This window comes from Caulobacter sp. GW821-FHT10C03 (assembly GCF_059415485.1).
This window is the reverse complement of record NZ_JBWKNI010000011.1, coordinates 136,147-154,810: the sequence shown is the minus strand read 5'-3', so window position 1 is coordinate 154,810 and position 18,664 is coordinate 136,147. Positions and strand designations below refer to the sequence as shown.

The following is an 18,664-nucleotide window of genomic DNA, read 5'->3' as shown; positions in this document are numbered from 1 at the left end:
CGGAAGCTGAAAACGTCCCCCCTCCGGCCCTCCGGGCCACCTCCCCCAGAGGGGGAGGATCTCTTAGGCCGGCTCGTAGGTCAGCCGGATCACGTCGTCGTCGATGCGGTCTGTCGCCACGAGGCGCAGGCGGGGGCGGGCGGCGGCGAAGTAGGGCGTGCCGGCGCCCAGCACGACGGGGTGCAGGTAGATCCGGTAGGCGTCGATCAGGCCAAGGTCGGTGAGGCTGCGCGCCAGGTTCGGGCCGCCGACCTCGATCTCGCCGTCGACCCGGGCCTTGAGGTCGGCGATCGCGGTCGCCAGGTCGCCCTGGATCAGCGTGGCGTTGGGGCCGACCGAGGTCAGGGTGCGGGAGGCGACCCATTTGTGCTGGGCGCGCCAGGCCTGGGCGAACTCGCGTTCGGGCGCGCCCCAGTCGGGCTGCTCCTCGTCCCAGTAGGCCATGATCTCGTAGAGGCGGCGGCCGTAGACGCTGCCCGCCTGCTCGCGGGCCTGGTCGATGAAGTGGCGGAAGAGCACGGGGCCGGGCGCGAACCCCGTGTGGTCGACATAGCCGTCGAGCGACTGGTTCATGCCGAAGACGAGCCTGGCCATGCCGCGGATCTCCCTGCCGAGGGCTGCTGACGCACCCAGTCTAGCGCGGCCGCGCAGGCGGGCACCAGTTGGGGCGAGGCGGTGATTTCTCGCGCGGCCAGAACGGCGCGAGCAGGCCTTCGCGACGCGGATCGCCGCCGGTGTTCCAGATCATTTTCTCGATGAACCACGGCAGGATCGAGTGGATCTTGTCCAGCACGCTGTCCGGCATCTGCCTGAGGGTGATCTTGCTCTCTTCGGGTATGCCGTGCTCGACGCGCCAGGCGGCGACCTCCATCCGGATAGCGTGGAGGACGTCATCAATCTCGCGCCGCCGCTCCGCGGGCAGCTGGAAGAACGGGGTGTGGACGAAACTGCTCCGCTCGCGGCGGGGCTGGGCTCTCGACCTGGGCCTGGCCATGGATCTGCTCCTGACATGCGTCGACGGCCGCGGACCGGAACGGCGCGCGGGGCGGGGAGGGGGCGGAGCGCCCGGGCGACGCCCGGAGGTGCTGTTGTGTGTACCGTTTCGACGAAGCCTAGACGCTCCGCGCGGTCGTTTGGCTGCCGGCTTCCCGGGCGGCGGCGCTCTTAACGCCTTACCAGGACCGCCTTCGAGGTTTCCCTGTCGGACGGCGACGAGGAGAGGGGTGCTCTGTAATCCTCGCCCAAGCCGACGGCGGGCGGGCCTGGCCAGCGCCAGGTCCCCGGACGCGACGGATCTTCCCAATCCGCCCCAGTCCCGCTCGATCGCATCCCGAAGCCGCGAAGGTCGCTGGCCGCGCGCCCTCCCCATCGCCTCGAGACCTGGTGATTATGCGCCGGCCTGAGCGGCGTCGGATGGAGGGACGTCGGGCGTAGGGATTTCAAGGGGTTGTGAGCGGGAGAGGCGGGGATACCGCTCTCTCCGTCCGTAAAATCCCCGCGAAAGCGGGGACCCAGGCTTTTTCTGAAACGTGCGGCGCTCGACGATAAAACACCTGGGTCCCCGCTTTCGCGGGGATTTTACGGGGGAGGGAACCTCAAGCCGCCGCGGCGGCCTTGGGCAGGGCGTCCTCTCCCGCCCGCCAGCCGGCGTAGGCGACGACGCAACCGGCGATGGCGGCGGCCAGGGCGAAGGGCAGGGGCGGCAGGTCGGCGGCGCGGACGAAGAGGGCGCGCCAGGCCGGCAGCGGGCCGGCGAACTGGAAGAGCACGGCGCCGAGCGCGGTCAGCAGGGCGGCGAGCACGAAGGGGCGGCCGTCGCGCCCGGCGCGGACGGCGACGACCAGGGCGATGGCGGCGGTGACCGCGTTGGCCAGCTGGAAGCCGACGTCCAGCTTCCAGAAGTCCTGCGGGCCGGCGATGGCCAGGGGCGGCAGGATCGGCGCCAGGCGGCCCAGGATCGGCGGCAGCAGGAAGATGCTGGTGGCCAGCATGTAGCCGGCGTGGGGGCCGATCGTGCGCCTGCGGGCGAGGGCCTGGTGGTAGAACCAGGCGAAGCCGGCGACGGCGACGATGTCGAGCCAGGCCAGGCGCGCGGCGTAGAGGTCGTAGAACGGCGAGACGTTGGCGACCAGGCGGCGGGCCATGCCCAGGAAGATCCCCGAGCCGCCAGCCAGGAACAACGGGAAGAGGGCCAGGCTGCAGAAGCCGAGGGTGCGGTGCGTGGCGCGGTTTCCGCCATGGATCAGGGCGCTCTGGGCGACCAGCAGGCATAGCCACAAGGTGGCGGTGATCCCATGGGCGTGGAGATCGATCGAGGCCGTGGAGACCTGCGACAGGTAGGTCGGCCAGAAGGCCAGCACCGCCAGCGGGAAGATCGCCAGGACGTAGAAGTGCGCGCGCCGATACGGCATCGAAAGCCCCCTTCCGAACCTGCAGGCGAGGCTATTCGGAAACCGGCGTTCTGCCAATCGGGCGTTTATTCCCGAGCGTATGTGGTCGCGGCTTGGCGGTTGTTGGCCGCTAATGCGGACGCTTGAGGCGCAGGTCCATGCCCAGCGTCGGGCCGATGCCGCCGGGATGCTCGCCGAACGGATGGGACGCGTGGCGGCGATGGGCCGCCGCTTCGAGCCGCGAGCGCAGGTCGTCGTCCAGGGGGAGGATGTCTTCGGCATCCTCGTCGTCCTCTGGGATGGACGCTGTCAGGACATGGTCCAGCGCGGCCAGGAAGGCGGCGTCCTCCAGCGTTCCCTCGATCGGAGGATGGTCGAGATAGCCGAGGACGACTTCAAGCGACTCTTCGAAGGCCGGCATGGCGCATCCTTTCGCGTGAGGCTCGCATCGGGTTGGGCGCCTATAAGGCGCCTATTGAAGAGCGTGCGAACACGGCGATGGTTCAGCCGTTTTTCCATAAAATAGATAAAGACAATGGCGGCGTTACAGAAAATTCTCGTTCGTGTTCTGTAGGTGAATATTTTCAAATGTCTTATATCCAAGGTGAAGCTATATAATATTTGCAGAATAATTTCTGCGCAGCATTGAATATTGTGGGGCGCATAACCATATGGGGCTGTCGGGAAGAGCATGTCTCATCCCAAGGAACCCCATACAATGCGCATTCAAACTCTGGTCGCCGGCGCCTGCGCCGCGGCCTTGATCCCCACCGTCGCGCTCGCTCAACAGACCTGCGAGCAGCGGCAGAGCAGTCGCGTGGCCGGAACGGTCGCCGGCGCCGGTCTCGGCGCGGTGGCGGGCGCGGCCGTGGCGGGCCGCGACGATCGCGGCAAGGGCGCGGTGATCGGCGGCGTCGCCGGCGCGCTGATCGGCAACCAGATGGCCAAGGGCGGAGCGGACTGCGCCCGGGCCTACGGCTACTACGACAATCAAGGCGCGTGGCACGCCAACGCCGTCGCTCGCGGCCAGGCCGCCGGCTATTTCGACCGCAGCGGCGAATGGGTCGCGGGCGCCCCGCGCGGCTATTACGCCGAGAACGGGCGATGGGTGCAGGCGAGCGCCGACGCCGAGGCCGCCGGCTACTACGCCGACGGCCTGTGGGCGCCCGCTTCGGCCCAAGGCTATTACGGCCGGGGCGGCCAGTGGGTCGATGCGACGGCCTCGGGCTATTACGACCGCTCCGGGCGTTGGATTTCAGGCCCCGCGACGGGCCGCTACGACGCCGATGGGCGCTGGATGGCCGGTCAGGCGAGCGGACGGCGTGACGCCAGCGGCGCCTGGATCGCCGATCCCCAGCCCGGCTACTACGACAGGGGGCGCTGGGTGCGCGGCGAGACGGTCGGCTACTACGACGCTCGCGGCGCCTGGATCTCGACGGACGGGCGCGCCCGGCGCGTCGACTATCCCGCCGGCCAATATCCCAGCGGCCGGTATTCCATGGATGGGCGCCCGCTGAGCATCGACGACCGCCAGGCCCAACTGGCCGAACGCATCAACCGCGGCGCCTATAGCGGCCGTCTGAGCCGGGGCGAGGCGCGCCAGGCGACGCGGACCCTGGCCGCGATCGAGCGACAGGAACAGTCGCTGCGCACCCGCCAGGGCGCGTTGGGTCCCAAGGGCAGGGCGATCATCACCGCGCGGCTGGATCGGCTTAGCGACAGCATCAGCGGCGACGTTCGCGACGACCGCTAGGCCTTCGGGTCGTCAGGCCGGGCGTCCCGCCAAGACGGCGCGGGCGCCCGACCGCATCAAGAAAGGCCCTTCATGACCTTCCTGTTCATCACCGCCGCCGCCTGCGTGGCGACGGCGTTCGCCTTGCTCCTGGCCTTCCGCCTGTTCGCCGGGCCGCGCCCCGTCGCCGTTCGCATCCGGACCAAAGAAAAGGCCGCCCCGGTTTCCCGGAGCGGCCCTTCACGCCGAGCGTGAATTCGCCCATTTTAATGTTGGCGCGTGGCAGGCGCCGAAACCGCTTACACTTTCGGCTGCCACGCTTCTCAGTACTTGTACGAGGCGCCGACGAAGAAGCGGCGGCCCGAGTAGTTGCTGTTGATCAGGCGGGTGTCGCCGGCCCAGCTGGATTCGTCTTCCTTGGTCAGGTTCTTGCCCTCGACGAAGAGCGACAGGCCCTGCGGGCCCGGACGCCAGGTGAACTTGCCGTCGAGATAGCCCGTGGCGTCCTTGAACACCGGCTGGCCGAGGGTGTCGGAGGCGGTGAGCAGGTAGCCCGAGCGGTAGTTGTAGGCGAGGCGGGCGCTGATCGGGCCCTTCTCGTACCACAGGGTGGCGTTGTAGCTGCTCTTCGACAGGCCAGGATAAGGCAGGGCCGAGCCGTCGACGCCGCTGAAGACGCCCACGTCGGAGGCCTTCTGGTAGGTGTAGTTGACGTCGGCGCCGAGGCCCGACAGCAGACCCGGCAGCCAGGTGAAGGCGGTCTTGGCCGTCAGTTCGACGCCCGAGATCTTGGCGCCGTCGCCGTTCACATAGGTGTTGTAGAAGTACAGGGTGCCGTCGCCGAACACGTCCTGCTGGCCCAGGTTCGAGCGCGAGGACAGGTAGAACGAACGGATGTCCTTGTAGAAGAAGCCGGCCGACAGCTGGGTGTCGCTATCGGGGTACCATTCGAACGACAGGTCGTACTGGTTGGCGCGATAGGGCTTCAGCGCCGGGTTACCGGCGTCGCAGCTGTCGGGACCGTCGTCGGAGGTGCCGTCGTTGGTGTAGTTGATGGTGCAGGTCATGCTGGGCATCAGGTAGTTGACCAGCGGGCGGGCCATCAGTTGGGCGAAGCCGAAGCGCGCGCTCAGACGGTTGTCGATCAGCCAGCCCTGGATGTTGAAGCTGGGCAGATAGACCGTGTAGTCCTTGGTCATCGACGTCAGGGTGTTGGCCACCACGGCGGTCGAGGCCACGCCGTTGACCAGGCGGGTCTCGCGACGGGTGTACTGGCCGGCGGCCGTCGTCTGGGTGTGGACGCGGCGGACGCCGAAGTTGCCGATGATGTCGCGGCCCAGCAGCGGGAAGCCGTAGTCCAGACGGATGTACTGGGCGTCGCTCTTCTCGGTGACGGCGTACGGGATCTGGTTGTACGTCTTACCGTCGTTGCCGGTGGTCGTGTACAGGTTGTCCAGGTTGAAGTGCGACGTATCCAGGTACTGGGAGATCGCCTTGAACGACGGATACTTCCAGCTGTTCGGCAGGCCCGAGCCCCCGTAGTAGAAGTTGTCCGGCAGGTCGACCATGGCCTGGGCGAACAGGGCGTTCGAGAAGGCGCGCGACCAGGTCTCGGTCGAGTTCCAGTAGGTGGTCTGGTAGGCGTTGCCCAGGATCGCGGCGGTCTGGTCTGCGGCCTGGCCGTTGACCACGGTGGCGGTCGAGTTGACCGAGTTGGCGTAGATCACCGTGTCGTCGAGCGCGCTGGCCAGGTTGGCGCCGCCGCTGACGATGAAGCCGCCGTAGCCGTAGCCGCCCGTCTCGGCGTTCGAATAGCGGCCGCCGAACTTGACGCTCTTCAGGAACGGCAGGTCGGCGCGGTATTCGAAGTCGATCTTGTACTGGTCCTCGGAGTTCTTGGAGTCCGACGGACGGTACTGGATCTGCCACTGGTTGACGGCGGCGGCGTCGGCCGGGCTGAAGCCCTGGGCGAAGGTGAACACCGGAACCGAGTCGTTGTTCGGATCGACGGTGACCTTCAGGCCCGGGGTGTTGAATGACACCGAGGCGTTGTTGGTCAGGTTGAGGGTCTTGGTCTTGCCGCGGGCGCCGACGAAATCGATCTTCCAGCGGTCGTTCTGGAAGTTGGCGCCGAAGGTGATGTAGTCGGAATCGTTGGTCTGCTTGAAGTCGCGCGACGAGATGCTGAAGGCGTTGTTGCCGCCGCGGTTGGCCGTCGTGAGGCAGTCGCCGACGACGTATTCGGTGACGTTGTGGTTGGCGTCGACCTTCACGCCCGGGACGTTCTGGGCGGTGGCCGCGGTGACGCGGGCGCAGCTGTTGGCCGAACGGTTCAGCGGGTCGAGGTTGGTCAGGCCCGTGCCGTAGTTGATGTCGTTGAGAACCTGTTCGCGCTTGTTCTTCTGGTAGGTGACGAAGGCGCTCAGGTTGTCGGTGAACTTGTACTGGGCCGTGAACTCGGCCGAGGTGCGGGTGTCGTCGCGGGTCCAGACGCGGTAGCGCGGCACGCGCGGGCTGTAGTCGTACCACTGGCTTTCGCAGGCGGTGCGGGTCTGGGCGGTGGTCAGCAGCGAGGCGTCGGGCGTGACGGCGGTGGCGCAGCCGGCCTCGGTCTGGATGCCGGCGATGTAGTCGCTGACGGCCCGGCCATAGGTCTGGCTGTAGTAGTCGAGGGTCTTTTCAGCCGAGTTGTCGAAGTCGCCGAGCAGGGCCCAGGCGTTGTTGTCGACGAAGTCGCCGCGGGTCAGGACGCGGTCGTAGTTGACGTTGCCCATCAGGCCCAGGCGGCCGTCGAACAGCTGGGTGGCGCCGAACACGCTGGTGCGCGGCTTCCAGCCGGGCAGGGTGTCGAGGTTCTGCGCCGAGGCGGTGAACGACAGGGTCGGCTTCTTGAAGTCCAGCGGCTTGCGGGTGGTCACCGAGACCGTGCCGCCGACGCCGCCTTCGGTCATGTCGGCGGTGAAGCCTTTGAAGACGTCGATCGACTTGACCATTTCCGACGGCAGTTCGCGGAAGTCGTTCGAGCGGCCGCCGCCGCCGTAGACCGACAGGTTGCTGGCGGTCGACAGGGCGCTGACGCCGTTGATCTCGACGCGGTTGAGGTCGGGCTCGACGCCGCGGATGGAGACGGCGTTGCCTTCACCGAAGTCGCGGGCCAGCTGCACGCCCGTGACGCGGCCGAGGGCCTCGCCGACGTTCTTGTCGGGGAAGGCGCCGATGTCTTCGGCGACGATCGAGTCGGAGACGGTGCCGGCGCGCTTCTTGCGGCTCATGGCCGACTGCAGGCTGGCGCGGGTGCCGACGACGACGATCTCCTCGACGGCGTTCTCGACGTTGGAGTCAGCAGAAGACGTGGGCGCGGCCTGGGCGGGCGCCGGCGCGGGGGCCGTCTGGGCGAAGGCGGCGCCGCCGCCGATCATCAGCAGGATGGCGGTCATCCCCGTGGTGCGCATCAGCCCGGCTTCGCGCCGGATCTTGCTGTCGACCTTCATAGTATTCCTCCAAGTGCGAGGGCGTTTCCGCCCTGTCTTTCGGGCCGTGCGGCGCCATGCGGCGCGGCCGGCCGATTTGCTGAGATGGAGGCCAGGGCGATGGGCGCGTCCGACGATGACCGGCAGTCGAATCGGAGGCGTCCGGGCCTTGGCCGCGGCGATGGGAGGGGAACGAGAGGCGGCGCCCGGCGGCATGCGCGGGCAGACGTCCTGGCGGCGAGCACGGGGTGGGGCCTGCCTGGCGACGACGGACGCCGATGGCGGTCCCGTGTCGCTTGTCTTTCTCGATCCGGTGCGAGCCTGGCGTGAGCGTACACGCGGCGTCGCTTCTATGAGGCGGTCTGTCGCTCGTCGCGGACCTTTGGTCTCTGCTACGGGCGCGATCCATCCATTTCCAAGCTGACGCAAAGAGTCAACGTCGCGGAGATAATTTCCCACCGAGTCGGGGGCTGCCCGTAATTATGTGACAATTAAAGCACTGTGTTCCCACATGGTGGAATGCTCTCGCAACAATCGGGATTAGTGCTTGATTTTGGCGCTAATCCTGCTCATCGTGTCGACATTCGGCGCGTCCGCGCGCCCGGCCGACGACAAGATCGGATCGAGAGGAGACGACAGAAGATGGCAATCCGCCCGCTTGGTCCCTTCGCTCGTTCCGCCCTCGCCGCCGGCTGTACGGGGTAGGCAGCAGGGAGGGACAAGTTTTCCACCGGTCCGTTTCGACGGCGTCTTCCAGGGTCAGTTCACGGCCCGACGCCACCCGTGACGACACTGGTGTCTTTGAGCGGTCTTTTGTTACCAGCGATAAATGACGGCGTTCTCGGCTTTGTGTTTTTGTGCCGTAACCGACGCTGTCGCGTGGGCGGGTTTCGCAAGGGGTTGCGAGCGCGCCCGACTTCCTCGTCCGCGTCCCGCAGGGAGGCGGACGATCCATTCAATGGGGGGGCTCGCCTGGGCGTCAAAGCGCCTGGCGAGTCTCGACTTTCGCCCGCGACGCGGGCCGTGACGCCCGTGTCGGGCTGTCAGATTTCCTTCAAAGCCTGAAGCCTGAAACGAAAGAAGCCCCGGACGTGGGTCCGAGGCTTCCGATCCGCTCGTCGGCCTGTGCTGATGCACGACCGAAAGACGGCATTTGTCCGCTAAAGCGCTGGGGTCAGTTCAGACCTTCGATCTTCACGGAGCTTTCCAGCGCATTCGCTTTCGACAAATGAGACACTGGGTCACCTCCTTTCGGCTGCGCGTCACACCCTGACGCAAGACTAAGTTTGGGTGCGCGCGGGCGGTTGGCAAGAGGCGCGGTGTCGCAGGCGCGTGCTATGCGGGGGCATGAGCGAAAACCGACCCGCCCCGCGAAAACCCGTCCTGCACGGCTGCCTGGGGGTCTTCCTCGGCCTGGTCCTGGCCGTCACGGCCGCCGGCGCCTGGATGACGGGCTATCTGCCGGTGCGGCTGTTCAGCCAGGCGCGCTGGAAGGATCCGGCGCGGATGGACCAGCGCGTCACCATGGTCAGCGCGCTGCTGCTGACCCACAGGCTGGAGGGGCGGACGCGGGGAGAGGTCGTGGACCTGCTGGGCGAGCCGACCAAGACTGACTACTTCGCCGACCAGGACCTGGTCTACTGGCTGGGCGACGAGCGGGGGCTGTTCGGTATCGATTCCGAATGGCTGGTGCTGAGGCTCGGCCCGGACGGCCGGGTCGTCGAGCGCAGGGTCGTCACCGACTAGGCTTCTTCGTCGACAAGGGGGGGGAGCAACCCCGGACCGCGCAAAGGGGGGACAATGCACGATCCGGGGCCGCACCTCCTGGGGCTGGCTAGAGGGCGCGCCAGGCCAGGAGGATCAGGGACCAGAGACCCAGATTGAGCGCCAGCGCCGCCACCCGGGGGCCGTTCACGCGCGCGGCCAGGGCCACGGCGCGGGGGCGCTGGGCTTGGGCGGAGGCGGCGGAAGCGGCGATGCGGGTCACGGCGGTGGTTCCTTGTCCAAGACGGCGCCGGTAGCGGCGCCCGTTGTTGGTAAAGATAGGAACGCCGGAGATAGTTTCATATGCGACAAAACAGTCGCGGGCCGTCATGGTCGCGCGCGAATTGTCGCAGCGAGTCGCGCCATGCCCGCCTGGGATCCAGACGTCTATTCCCGCTATCGCGCCTATCGCGACCGCCCCGCCCTCGACCTGATGCTGAAGATCCCCCGCGATCTGGCCCCGCGCGAGATCTGGGACCTGGGCTGCGGCCCCGGCGAGCACGCCGCCCTGCTGGCCGCGCGGCATCCCGAGGCTGTGGTCCACGGCCTGGATTCGAGCCCGGAGATGCTGGCCCGCGCCAAGGGGCAGGGGGCGGACGTCGACTGGATCCTGGGCGACATCGATGCGTGGCGCCCCGAGATCCCGCCCGACCTGATCTTCACCAACGCCGCCCTGCAGTGGCTGGACGGCCACGAGACGCTGTTCCCGCGCCTGCTGGAAAGCCTGGCGCCGGGCGGGGTGCTGGCCTGCCAGATCCCGCAGGTCGAGGACGCCGGCTGGCGACGCAGCCTGCGCGAGGTCGCCGCCGACGGGCCGTGGGCCGGCAAGCTGGCCGACCTGGACGGCGTGCGGGCGGGTCACGACCCCCGCGCCTATCACGACTGGCTCTCGCCCCTGGCGTCCGACCTCGACGTCTGGGCGACGACCTATGTCCACGCCCTGGAGGGCGAGGACCCGATCATCGACTGGACCTCGGGCACCAGCCTGCGGCCGTATCTGGAGCGGCTGGACGGCGCCGAGACGGCGGCGTTCCTGAGCGCCTGGCGGACGCGGTTGGCGGTGGATTATCCCAAGCGGGCGGATGGGATCACGCTGCTGCCGTTTACGCGGCTGTTCGTGGTGGCGCGGCGGTAGGGGCTTTTTCGGTCCCTCTCTCTGAGAGAGAGGGAGGGGCCCGCGCCGTAAGGCGTGGGAGGGTGAGAGGTTACACTCTTTCCGAACTGAGCGCGGCTAGTCGGGTATTCGGCAGTTGTCGCGGGATCTCGCTCGTAGTTGAAGGGATCGAGGTTTGCCGGCTGACGGTGAAACCTCTCACCCTCCCACCGCTTCGCGGCGGGCCCCTCCCTCTCTCAAAGAGAGAGGGACCGACAAAACTACTCCATCTCCGCCAGGCTCTTCCTGCGCCGAAGCTCCGCCACCGGGACCTCCAGGCTGTCGAGCGCCATCGCCGCCGCTTCGAAGCCGGCGGCGACGGCCGGTTCGAAGGCCTTCCAGTCGCGGATGTCGATCTTGTCGAGCTTGGGGGTGATCAGGACGTCGCTGGCTTCGCGGCTGGCGGCGAGGTCGCGGCCGGTGGAGACGGTGGCCGCGCGCATCAGCAGGGCGACGATCGGCGGGCCCTTGCGCCATTCGCCCGAGAACAGCCATTTCCACAGCGACGGCGGCCGGGCGATGTCGGCGGCGGTGATGCTGCGGCCGCGGGTGACGTCGACGCCGATGATGGGGCCCAGCTGGAAGGCGCGCATGACGTCGGCCGGGAAGTTCTTCATCACCGCCCCGTCGACCAGCACCGCGTCGCCGTCGGCCACCGGCGGCAGCACGCCGGGCAGCGAGATCGAGGCGCGCAGGGCCCGGTGCAGCGGCCCCGAGCGGTGCAGGTGGTAGGCGCCCGAGGTCAGGTTCGACGAGACGCAGAAGAACGGCAGCCACAGGTCGGCGATGTCGATGTCGCCGAAGTGCTCGTGCAGGCGGGCCTTCACCTTCTCGCCGCGGGTCATGGCGACCAGGGGGAAGGCGATGTCGTCGAGCGGGCTGGTGTCGACGAAGGCCTTGCGGATGCGGGCCTCCATCTCGCCGTCGTCCCAGCCCATGGCCAGGCCCGCCGCGACGATGCCGCCCATCGAGGCGCCGCCGACGAAGTCGATCGGCACGCCGCGCTCGCGCAGGGCCTGGATGGCGCCGATGTGGGCGTAGGCCCGCGCGCCGCCGCCGGAGAGCACCAGGCCCACCGACTGGCCGGTGAGCACCCGGGCCAGGCGCTCGACGTCGGCCAGGCGGTTTTCGCGCAGGTGGAAGAGGCGGGCCGCGTCGGTGGCCTCCAGCCAGGCCTGCGAGCCCTGCGGGCGTTCGGCGTTCGGGGGCTGGATCAGGATCAGGTCGATCAGCCGCTGGGCCTGCAGCGGGCGCGAGGCGTAGGCCGGCGGTTCGGGCGGCGGGGCCTGGTCGCCGCGGCCGACGCGGAACAGCCGGTCGACCTGGCGGCCGACCACGTGCTTCCAGGCCGTTTCGTGGGCCTCGGCGACGTAGAGCACGAAGTCGTGGGAGCGCTCGACGCGGCTGAACCACTCGGTGGGGGCCAGCAGGCTCTCGCCGCCCTCGACGGTGACGGCGTAGCCCAGGGCGGCGATGCAGCGGCCGATGCGCTCGACGATCGGGCGGATGGCGTGGCAGTCGCCGGCGGCGATGAATCCGTAGACGGACGGATCTCCAATGGAGGCGTGGGCCCCGGCCTGGCGGGCGCGGCGGATCATCAGCCGCGACAGCTCGATCATCACGTCGGGGTCCTGCTCGACCGCCTCGAAGAAGGCGGCGCGGGGCAGGGCCAGGATCTCGGAATCGCGCAGGGCGACCATGTGGGCCGAGTGCGGGGCGCCGGCGATCATCGCCATCTCGCCGGCCGGCTCGCCCGGGCGGATCACGCCGAGGAACTGCGGCTCCTGGCCTTCGTCGCGGCGGAAGGCCCCCAGGCGCCCGGTGCGCAGGAAGTAGAGGTGGTCGGAGGCCTCGCCCGGCGCATAGAGTAGGGAGCCGCCCGGCAACGAGAACCAGGCGGCGTCGCCCTCGCGCCGCTCGCGCGAGAACAACCGGGCCAGGGCCGTGTCGGCCATGAAGTCGGGAAGGGTGACCACGGACGGGACGCTAAACCGATGCGGCGAGCTTTGCCAATGTGGGTGAAATATCGCCGCTTTCGGACGGAAACGGAAAAGGCTATGCCTCGCTTATGCCGAAGCTGAACACGCTTATTGACAAGAACAGCGCTTCGTTCGCGAAAAACGCTGCGCACAACACGGCCCTGGCGGAGGAACTGCGCGAAAGGGTCGCGACGGCGGCCTTGGGCGGCCCCGAGAGCGCGCGCCTGAAGCATACGGCGCGCGGCAAGCTGCTGCCCCGGGAACGCGTGGAGCGTCTGCTCGACCCCGGCTCGCCGTTCCTGGAGATCGGCCAGCTGACCGCCTTCGACCTCTACAAGGGCGAGGCGCCGGGCGCGGGGATCATCGCCGGAATCGGCCGGGTGTCGGGTCGCGAGGTGATGATCGTCGCCAACGACGCCACGGTGAAGGGCGGCGCCTATTTCCCGATGACGGTGAAGAAGCACCTGCGCGCCCAGGAGATCGCCGAGCAGAACCGCCTGCCGTGCGTCTATCTGGTCGACAGCGGCGGCGCGAACCTGCCCCACCAGGCCGAGGTGTTTCCCGACCGCGACCACTTCGGCCGCATCTTCTTCAACCAGGCCCGGATGAGCGCCAGGGGCATCGCCCAGATCGCCTGCGTCATGGGCTCGTGCACGGCCGGCGGGGCCTATGTGCCGGCGATGAGCGACGAGACCGTCATCGTGCGCGAGCAGGGCACCATCTTCCTGGCCGGCCCGCCGCTGGTGAAGGCCGCCACCGGCGAGGTGATCAGCGCCGAGGAACTGGGCGGGGCCGACACCCACGGGCGTCGTTCGGGCGTGGTCGATCACGTGGCCGACGACGACGAGCACGCGCTGGAGATCGTTCGTTCGATCGTCGCCAACCTCAACGCCGAGAAGCGGCATGAGGCGGTGGTCACCGACGCCGAGCCGCCGCTGTACGACCCGCAGGAGATCTACGGCGTCGTGCCGACCGACGTGCGCGCGCCCTACGAGGTGCGCGAGATCATCGCCCGCATCGTCGACGGCTCGGTGTTCGACGAGTTCAAGGCGCTGTACGGCACGACCCTGGTCTGCGGCTTCGCGCGGATCTGGGGCCAGCCGGTGGCGATCCTGGCCAACAACGGCGTGCTGTTTTCCGAAAGCGCGCTGAAGGGCGCGCACTTCATCGAGCTGGCCTGCAAGCGGAAGATCCCGCTGGTGTTCCTGCAGAACATCTCGGGCTTCATGGTCGGCGGCAAGTACGAGGCCGGCGGCATCGCCAAGGACGGGGCCAAGCTGGTGACGGCTGTCGCTTCGGCCGAGGTGCCGAAGTTCACGGTGCTGATCGGCGGCAGCTTCGGGGCCGGCAACTACGGCATGTGCGGCCGGGCCTATTCCCCGCGTTTCCTGTTCACCTGGCCCAATTCGCGGATCTCGGTCATGGGCGGCGAGCAGGCCGCCAGCGTGCTGGCCACGGTGCACCGCGACGCCGCGACCTGGACCGACGAAGAGGCCGAGGCCTTCAAGGCCCCGATCCGCCAGCGCTATGAGGACGAGGGCAACCCGTACCACGCCACCTCGCGGCTGTGGGACGACGGGATCATTGATCCGGCTCAAACCCGCGACGTGCTGGGTCTGGCCATATCGGCCAGTCTGAACGCGCCGATTCCCGAGACGACCTTCGGCGTCTTCAGGATGTGATGGTTCAAGCGGAACCTCGGCCTTAGGCGTATCATTAGACTTCCCCAAAAGGAGCGTGCTCATGACCAACCCCATCGCCGACCCGATCGTCGAGGTGCCGGACACCGACGCCATGAGCCCGCTGGTCCATATCGACTCGACGCCCGAAGGGGCGGTGACGGTGTGGATCAACCGGCCGGAGAAGAAGAACGCCTTCGATTCGGCGACCATCGCCGCGCTCGCCCAGGCCTTCGAGACCCTGCACGGGGCCGAGGGCGTGCGGGTGGTGTTCCTGCGCGGCGTGGGCGGGACCTTCTGCGCCGGCGCCGACCTGGAATGGATGGCCTCCGCGGCCGACTGGAGCGAGGACGACAACCGCACCGACGCGCTGGAACTGGCGCATATGCTCAAGGCGCTGCACGACATTCCGGCGCTGACCGTGGCCCTGGTCGAGGGCGCGGCCTTCGGTGGCGGCGCCGGTCTGGTGGCGGCATGCGACCACGCGCTGGCCACGGCCGACGCCAAGTTCGCCTTCTCGGAGGTGAAGCTTGGCCTCACTCCGGCGACCATCAGCCCCTACGTCATCGCGGCGCTGGGTCCGCGCACGGCCAAGCTGCTGTTCGCCACCGGCCGGGTGTTCGACGCCGACGCGGCCTGGAGCTACGGGCTGGTCGACGAGGTGTTCGACGACGTCGAGGGGCTGGTCGCGGCCCAGGACGCGCTGATCGAGGAAGTCATCCCCTGCGCTCCCGGGGCGATCGGCGACGCCAAGGCCCTGGTCAACGACTTCGCCTTCGAGAAGATCGACCGCGGACTGATCGACGACAGCGCCCGCCGCATCGCCCGCCGCCGGGTCTCGGACGAGGGGCAGGAAGGCGTGCGGGCGTTCCTGGCCAAGAGGAAGCCTGGCTGGGTGGCCGAGGGCTAGGGCGCCGACTGTCGCTGGCCCTCTGCATAGAGGGCCATGCCCAGGCCGACGGCCACGCCGCCCAGCATCCAGACAGCGCTGGTGGCCAGCCAGGCGCCGTCGCCGATGTCGATCACCCGCCCGGCCCAGAACAGCGCGAACATCACGTAGTAGCGCATCTTCAGCGGGTTCTCGCCGATGGCGGCGACGGCCGGCCGGTGGCCGACGGCCAGGATCATGACGATGGCCACGCACAGCGGCGCCCAGTCCTGAGGCTCGGCGCTCAGGTTCCAGGCGGCGACGATGGCGGCGATGGTCGCGGCCAGCATGACGAGGACGGTGGAGATACGCGGGACCTCACGCATTTCCAGGTGCCAGGCCTGGGTCGTCACCACACCGCCGCGGAAATCGATCGTGACGGCGGTCGCCAGCGCCAGCAGCATGGCCGGCTTCAGCGCCGTCGGCGCGAAGATCGTCAGCGAGAGGCACCAAGCGACGGGAATGGCCTGGGCGAGCAGGCGATAGTGCAGCGCATTGGCGACGCCTTCGATCTCGTCGGTCGTCACGAAGGTCCACAGGAGGACGGCCGCGCAGGGGAGGGCGAGCAGCGCGGCCGAGACTTCGCCGCCGGGCAGCAGGGCGGCGGCCGCGATCAGCAGCAGGCTGGCCGGCGACCAGCCCATCCGCTCCCAGGCGCCGGCCCGCCACGAGCGGTGCGCGGTCCATGCCGCCTTCAGGCGCAGATAGCCGAAGAGGTAGGCCATGAGGCCGCCGAGAACGAGCGCCGGCGCGCCCAGGGCGCAGCCGATGACGCCTGGCCAGCCCTTGTCCAGGAAGATGCCGGCGATCGGTCCCAGCAGGGCCGCCGAAGCGACGGCCGCGGCCATGCCCGGCGACAGGCGGGGACCTGCATAGCGCTCGCGCCAGAGGGCGACGGTCGCGGCGTCGAAGTCGGCCATCAGCGCGCCGTTGTCGGCGCCGATGCGGCCCAGCATGTCCTTCATGGCCCGGTCGAACCCGGGATCGACGCGCCAAAGCAGCGGCGGTTTCGCGGTCGGCGGGCCTTGCAGAAGTTCGATCACCTGGCGGGCGTAGGCGTCGAACTGGAGCATGCGGTCGCGGCTTTCGACGAAGTCGCAGCGCTCGATGACGGCCTGGACGGTCGGGCCGGGCTCGAAGCGCAGGTCCGTGCGTCGCCAGCGGAAGGCCTCGATCGCCGGGGCGAGCAGCGGGTCCGAGCGCGGGGCGGCGCGCAGCAGCAGGTCGGCGATCCGCGCCTCGACGGCGTCGGCGACGGCGATCTCGTCCAGGGCCTCGGCGTTCAGCACCGCCTGGAAGGCGGCGGTCAGTTCGGCGGCGGCAGGGCGGTCCTGGCCGCCCAGCAGGGCCTCCAGGCGCTCGAGCCTCGCCCGCAGTTCCTCGACCTCCTGCGTGGGCGCGTCGGGCAGGGGCGGCGGCGGCGCGGCCGGGGCGGCGGGACGGCCATCGAGCAGCGTGGTCAGGGCGCCGGCCTCGATGACCAGCTTGACGAACTCGGGAGAGGCGACCGCCGCGTCGGCGGCCTCGTCGTCGCCGTCCTCGCTCTCATCGTCGTCCCACATCCAGTCCCACTGGGCGCGCTGAATCGCCTCGTCGTGGGCCTCGCGCAGGCGCATGAAGGCCTCGGCGTCGTCCTCGGGATTGGTGACGCGCAGCTTGCGGGCGTAGGCGCGGCGGATGACGTCGCGCTCGCGGGTCGGCTCGACGCCGAGCACCGCCCAGATGTCGTCCTCGTCGTGGATGAGGCCGCTCACAGGAAGCTCTCGCCTTCGATCTCGTCCAGGGCGGCCTGGAGCTGCTGGCGAGCGATCTCGATCTGGCGCGGGTCCTGGCCGTCGAGCACGCCCTCGAACCGCGACAGCAGCGCGCCGACATGCTCGCGCATGTCGCCGAGGAACAGCTCGTAGCAGCGTTGGGCGCGAGCCACGGCGGCGCGGTTGGCGTCGGCGTCGCGCGGGTGGACCTTGAGGGCGGCCAGCGCCGCGCGGCGCTGTTCGAGGTCGGGGGCGTTCTTGTCGTCCTCGTCGACGATGACCAGCTGGCGGCGCTCGTTGGTCTGGGGCACCAGCACGTCGATCTCGATCAGGCCGTTGACGTCGTAGCTGAAGCGGCACTCGATCTGGACCTCGCCGGCGCGGCCGGGCGGCACGGCGATCTCTACCTCGCCCAGGCGGACGTTGTCGGCCACCATCCGGGCCTCGCCCTGGTAGATGCCGAAGGCGACCTTGCGCTGGCCGGCCTGCATGGTGCTGAACAGCTTCATGCGGCTGGCCGGCACGACGGTGTTGCGCTCGATCACCGGCGAGAAGATGCCGGTGCGCATCGAGCCCATCGGGCCGTGCTCGGCGACGTCGACGCCCAGGGAGTAGGGGCAGACGTCGGTCATGACCACGTCCTTCAGCGCCGCGTCGCGGCTCTTGAGGCCGGCCTGGATGGCCGCGCCCCGCACCACGGCCTCGTCCGGATGGACGGCGGTCGAGGGAAAACGGCCGAACATCCGGGTCACCGTGCGGCGCACCACCGGCATGCGGGTGGCGCCGCCGACCAGGACGATCTCCTTCAGCTCGTCGGGACGCAGGCCGCCGTCGCGCAGGGCGCGGGTCACCGGCTCCTTCAGCTTGGCCAGCAGCGGCGCCGCGGCGGCCTCGAAGTCCTCGGCGGTGATTTCCAGGGTGTAGGGCTGGTCCTTCCAGACGATCGCCATCTCGGCGCGGTCGGCGGTGGTCAGGGCGCGGCGGGCCTTTTCGGCGGCGGCGTCCAGGCGGGTGGAGAGGGCCTCGCTGGCGAGGTCCGCGGCCAGGGCCTCGCGGTGGGCGGCGCGCATGCGGTCGACCAGCACCTTGTTGAAGTCCTCGCCGCCCAGCCGGTTGTCGCCGGTCGAGGCGCGCACCTCGATGACGCCCTCGAAGATCTCCAGCACCGAGACGTCGAAGGTGCCGCCGCCCAGGTCGAACACCAGGAAGCGGGTCTCGTCGGCCAGTTCGTGGATGCCGTAGGCGAGGGCCGCGGCGGTGGGCTCGTTGAGCAGACGCTCGACCTTCAGCCCGGCCAGCTCGCCGGCGCGGCGGGTGGCCTTGCGCTGCTTGTCGTTGAAATAGGCCGGCACGGTGATGACGGCCTCGGTCACCGGCTCGCCCAGCCAGGCCTCGGCGTCGGCCTTCAGCCGGGCCAGGACCAGGGCCGAAAGCTCCTCGGGCAGGTAGGACTGCTTGCCCAGGCGCGTGGCGCGGGTCGTGCCCATGTAGCGCTTGAAGGCGGTGGCGGTCAGGTGCGGGTGGGTCGAGCGGCGCTCGCGGGCGGCCAGGCCGACCAGCAGGGCGCCGTCGTCGTCCAGGCCCACCGCCGACGGCGTCAGCACCGAACCCAGGCTGTTGGGCACGAGTTCGACCCCGCCCTCCCGCCAGACGCCCACGGCGCTGTTGGTGGTTCCCAGATCGATGCCGATGATCACGCCACGTCCCCCGTCACGCTTAGCTCATACAAACTCAAGCTTGGGTTTAGCCTCGCGCGCGGCGAGAACCAAGGCCGGGAGGCCGGGCTGATGGCGGATGGGGGATTTCTCCCTTGCC

At 69.1% G+C, this 18,664-nt stretch carries 15 protein-coding genes; 6 read left to right on the top strand and 9 right to left on the bottom strand.

Going from position 1 to position 18,664, the window contains the following annotated elements:
- Positions 1-63: 63 nt before the first annotated feature.
- From AC07NG_RS16000 to AC07NG_RS15985, 4 genes are all read right to left on the bottom strand, one after another.
- Positions 64-594 (bottom strand): dihydrofolate reductase family protein, encoded by a 531-nt coding sequence (locus tag AC07NG_RS16000; protein WP_492856910.1) that lies wholly within the window; start codon positions 592-594, stop codon positions 64-66.
- Between the two features lie 40 nt (positions 595-634).
- Positions 635-994, bottom strand: a complete 360-nt coding sequence (locus tag AC07NG_RS15995) for a hypothetical protein (RefSeq protein ID WP_492856911.1) — start codon at positions 992-994, stop codon at positions 635-637.
- Positions 995-1,595: 601 nt separating this feature from the next.
- Positions 1,596-2,411 (bottom strand): hypothetical protein, encoded by an 816-nt coding sequence (locus AC07NG_RS15990; protein ID WP_494595072.1) that lies wholly within the window; start codon positions 2,409-2,411, stop codon positions 1,596-1,598.
- Between the two features lie 109 nt (positions 2,412-2,520).
- Positions 2,521-2,811 carry a hypothetical protein gene (locus tag AC07NG_RS15985; RefSeq protein ID WP_494595070.1) on the bottom strand — a complete coding sequence of 97 codons (291 nt, stop codon included), beginning with the start codon at positions 2,809-2,811 and terminating at the stop codon, positions 2,521-2,523.
- Between the two features lie 297 nt (positions 2,812-3,108).
- On the opposite strand from AC07NG_RS15985, the gene AC07NG_RS15980 reads away from it, so the two are divergent.
- Positions 3,109-4,143, top strand: a complete 1,035-nt coding sequence (locus AC07NG_RS15980; protein WP_492856914.1) for a glycine zipper 2TM domain-containing protein — start codon at positions 3,109-3,111, stop codon at positions 4,141-4,143.
- Positions 4,144-4,215: 72 nt separating this feature from the next.
- Positions 4,216-4,377, top strand: a complete 162-nt coding sequence (locus AC07NG_RS15975; protein WP_494595068.1) for a hypothetical protein — start codon at positions 4,216-4,218, stop codon at positions 4,375-4,377.
- A gap of 68 nt (positions 4,378-4,445) precedes the next feature.
- On the opposite strand, the gene AC07NG_RS15970 is transcribed toward AC07NG_RS15975, so the two are convergent.
- Complete coding sequence (locus AC07NG_RS15970) at positions 4,446-7,613, bottom strand: TonB-dependent receptor (RefSeq protein ID WP_494595066.1); 3,168 nt, start codon at positions 7,611-7,613, stop codon at positions 4,446-4,448.
- A 1,326-nt stretch (positions 7,614-8,939) separates the two neighbouring features.
- Between AC07NG_RS15970 and AC07NG_RS15965 the strand changes: the two genes are divergently transcribed.
- Positions 8,940-9,338, top strand: coding sequence for a hypothetical protein (locus AC07NG_RS15965; RefSeq protein ID WP_492856916.1), 399 nt, complete (start codon positions 8,940-8,942; stop codon positions 9,336-9,338).
- 88 nt (positions 9,339-9,426) lie between these two features.
- Here AC07NG_RS15965 and AC07NG_RS15960 read toward each other — a convergent pair whose 3' ends face one another.
- Positions 9,427-9,579 (bottom strand): hypothetical protein, encoded by a 153-nt coding sequence (locus AC07NG_RS15960; protein ID WP_487292438.1) that lies wholly within the window; start codon positions 9,577-9,579, stop codon positions 9,427-9,429.
- Between the two features lie 141 nt (positions 9,580-9,720).
- Between AC07NG_RS15960 and AC07NG_RS15955 the strand changes: the two genes are divergently transcribed.
- Positions 9,721-10,491 (top strand): methyltransferase domain-containing protein, encoded by a 771-nt coding sequence (locus AC07NG_RS15955; protein WP_494595063.1) that lies wholly within the window; start codon positions 9,721-9,723, stop codon positions 10,489-10,491.
- Positions 10,492-10,730: 239 nt separating this feature from the next.
- Here the strand turns inward: AC07NG_RS15955 and AC07NG_RS15950 are convergent, their stop codons facing one another.
- Positions 10,731-12,464, bottom strand: a complete 1,734-nt coding sequence (locus AC07NG_RS15950) for a patatin-like phospholipase family protein (protein ID WP_494595086.1) — start codon at positions 12,462-12,464, stop codon at positions 10,731-10,733.
- Positions 12,465-12,577: 113 nt separating this feature from the next.
- On the opposite strand from AC07NG_RS15950, the gene AC07NG_RS15945 reads away from it, so the two are divergent.
- Together AC07NG_RS15945 and AC07NG_RS15940 are read left to right on the top strand one after the other, a co-directional pair.
- On the top strand, positions 12,578-14,170 hold the full coding sequence (locus tag AC07NG_RS15945; RefSeq protein ID WP_492856918.1) for a carboxyl transferase domain-containing protein: 1,593 nt from the start codon (positions 12,578-12,580) through the stop codon (positions 14,168-14,170).
- Between the two features lie 61 nt (positions 14,171-14,231).
- Positions 14,232-15,077: an enoyl-CoA hydratase-related protein gene (locus tag AC07NG_RS15940; protein ID WP_494595061.1), complete on the top strand. Its 846-nt coding sequence runs from the start codon at positions 14,232-14,234 to the stop codon at positions 15,075-15,077.
- Here AC07NG_RS15940 and AC07NG_RS15935 read toward each other — a convergent pair.
- A complete protein-coding gene (locus AC07NG_RS15935; RefSeq protein WP_494595059.1) occupies positions 15,074-16,849 on the bottom strand; it encodes a hypothetical protein in 1,776 nt (591 codons plus the stop codon). The two genes, AC07NG_RS15940 and AC07NG_RS15935, sit on opposite strands and share 4 nt — an antisense overlap.
- Complete coding sequence (locus AC07NG_RS15930; protein WP_494595058.1) at positions 16,846-18,546, bottom strand: Hsp70 family protein; 1,701 nt, start codon at positions 18,544-18,546, stop codon at positions 16,846-16,848. Before AC07NG_RS15930 ends, AC07NG_RS15935 begins: the two co-directional genes overlap by 4 nt.
- Positions 18,547-18,664 lie beyond the last annotated feature (118 nt).

Excerpts from the sequence above, each read along its gene's own strand:
- AC07NG_RS15975 (WP_494595068.1), top strand. The coding sequence starts at position 4,216 with ATGACCTTCCTGTTCATCACCGCCGCCGCCTGCGTGGCGACGGCGTTC.
- AC07NG_RS15990 (WP_494595072.1), bottom strand. The coding sequence starts at position 2,411 with ATGCCGTATCGGCGCGCGCACTTCTACGTCCTGGCGATCTTCCCGCTG.
- AC07NG_RS16000 (WP_492856910.1), bottom strand. The coding sequence starts at position 594 with ATGGCCAGGCTCGTCTTCGGCATGAACCAGTCGCTCGACGGCTATGTC.
- AC07NG_RS15950 (WP_494595086.1), bottom strand. The coding sequence starts at position 12,464 with ATGGCCGACACGGCCCTGGCCCGGTTGTTCTCGCGCGAGCGGCGCGAG.
- AC07NG_RS15980 (WP_492856914.1), top strand. The coding sequence starts at position 3,109 with ATGCGCATTCAAACTCTGGTCGCCGGCGCCTGCGCCGCGGCCTTGATC.
- AC07NG_RS15985 (WP_494595070.1), bottom strand. The coding sequence starts at position 2,811 with ATGCCGGCCTTCGAAGAGTCGCTTGAAGTCGTCCTCGGCTATCTCGAC.
- AC07NG_RS15965 (WP_492856916.1), top strand. The coding sequence starts at position 8,940 with ATGAGCGAAAACCGACCCGCCCCGCGAAAACCCGTCCTGCACGGCTGC.
- AC07NG_RS15945 (WP_492856918.1), top strand. The coding sequence starts at position 12,578 with ATGCCGAAGCTGAACACGCTTATTGACAAGAACAGCGCTTCGTTCGCG.
- AC07NG_RS15970 (WP_494595066.1), bottom strand. The coding sequence starts at position 7,613 with ATGAAGGTCGACAGCAAGATCCGGCGCGAAGCCGGGCTGATGCGCACC.
- AC07NG_RS15995 (WP_492856911.1), bottom strand. The coding sequence starts at position 994 with ATGGCCAGGCCCAGGTCGAGAGCCCAGCCCCGCCGCGAGCGGAGCAGT.
- AC07NG_RS15940 (WP_494595061.1), top strand. The coding sequence starts at position 14,232 with ATGACCAACCCCATCGCCGACCCGATCGTCGAGGTGCCGGACACCGAC.
- AC07NG_RS15955 (WP_494595063.1), top strand. The coding sequence starts at position 9,721 with ATGCCCGCCTGGGATCCAGACGTCTATTCCCGCTATCGCGCCTATCGC.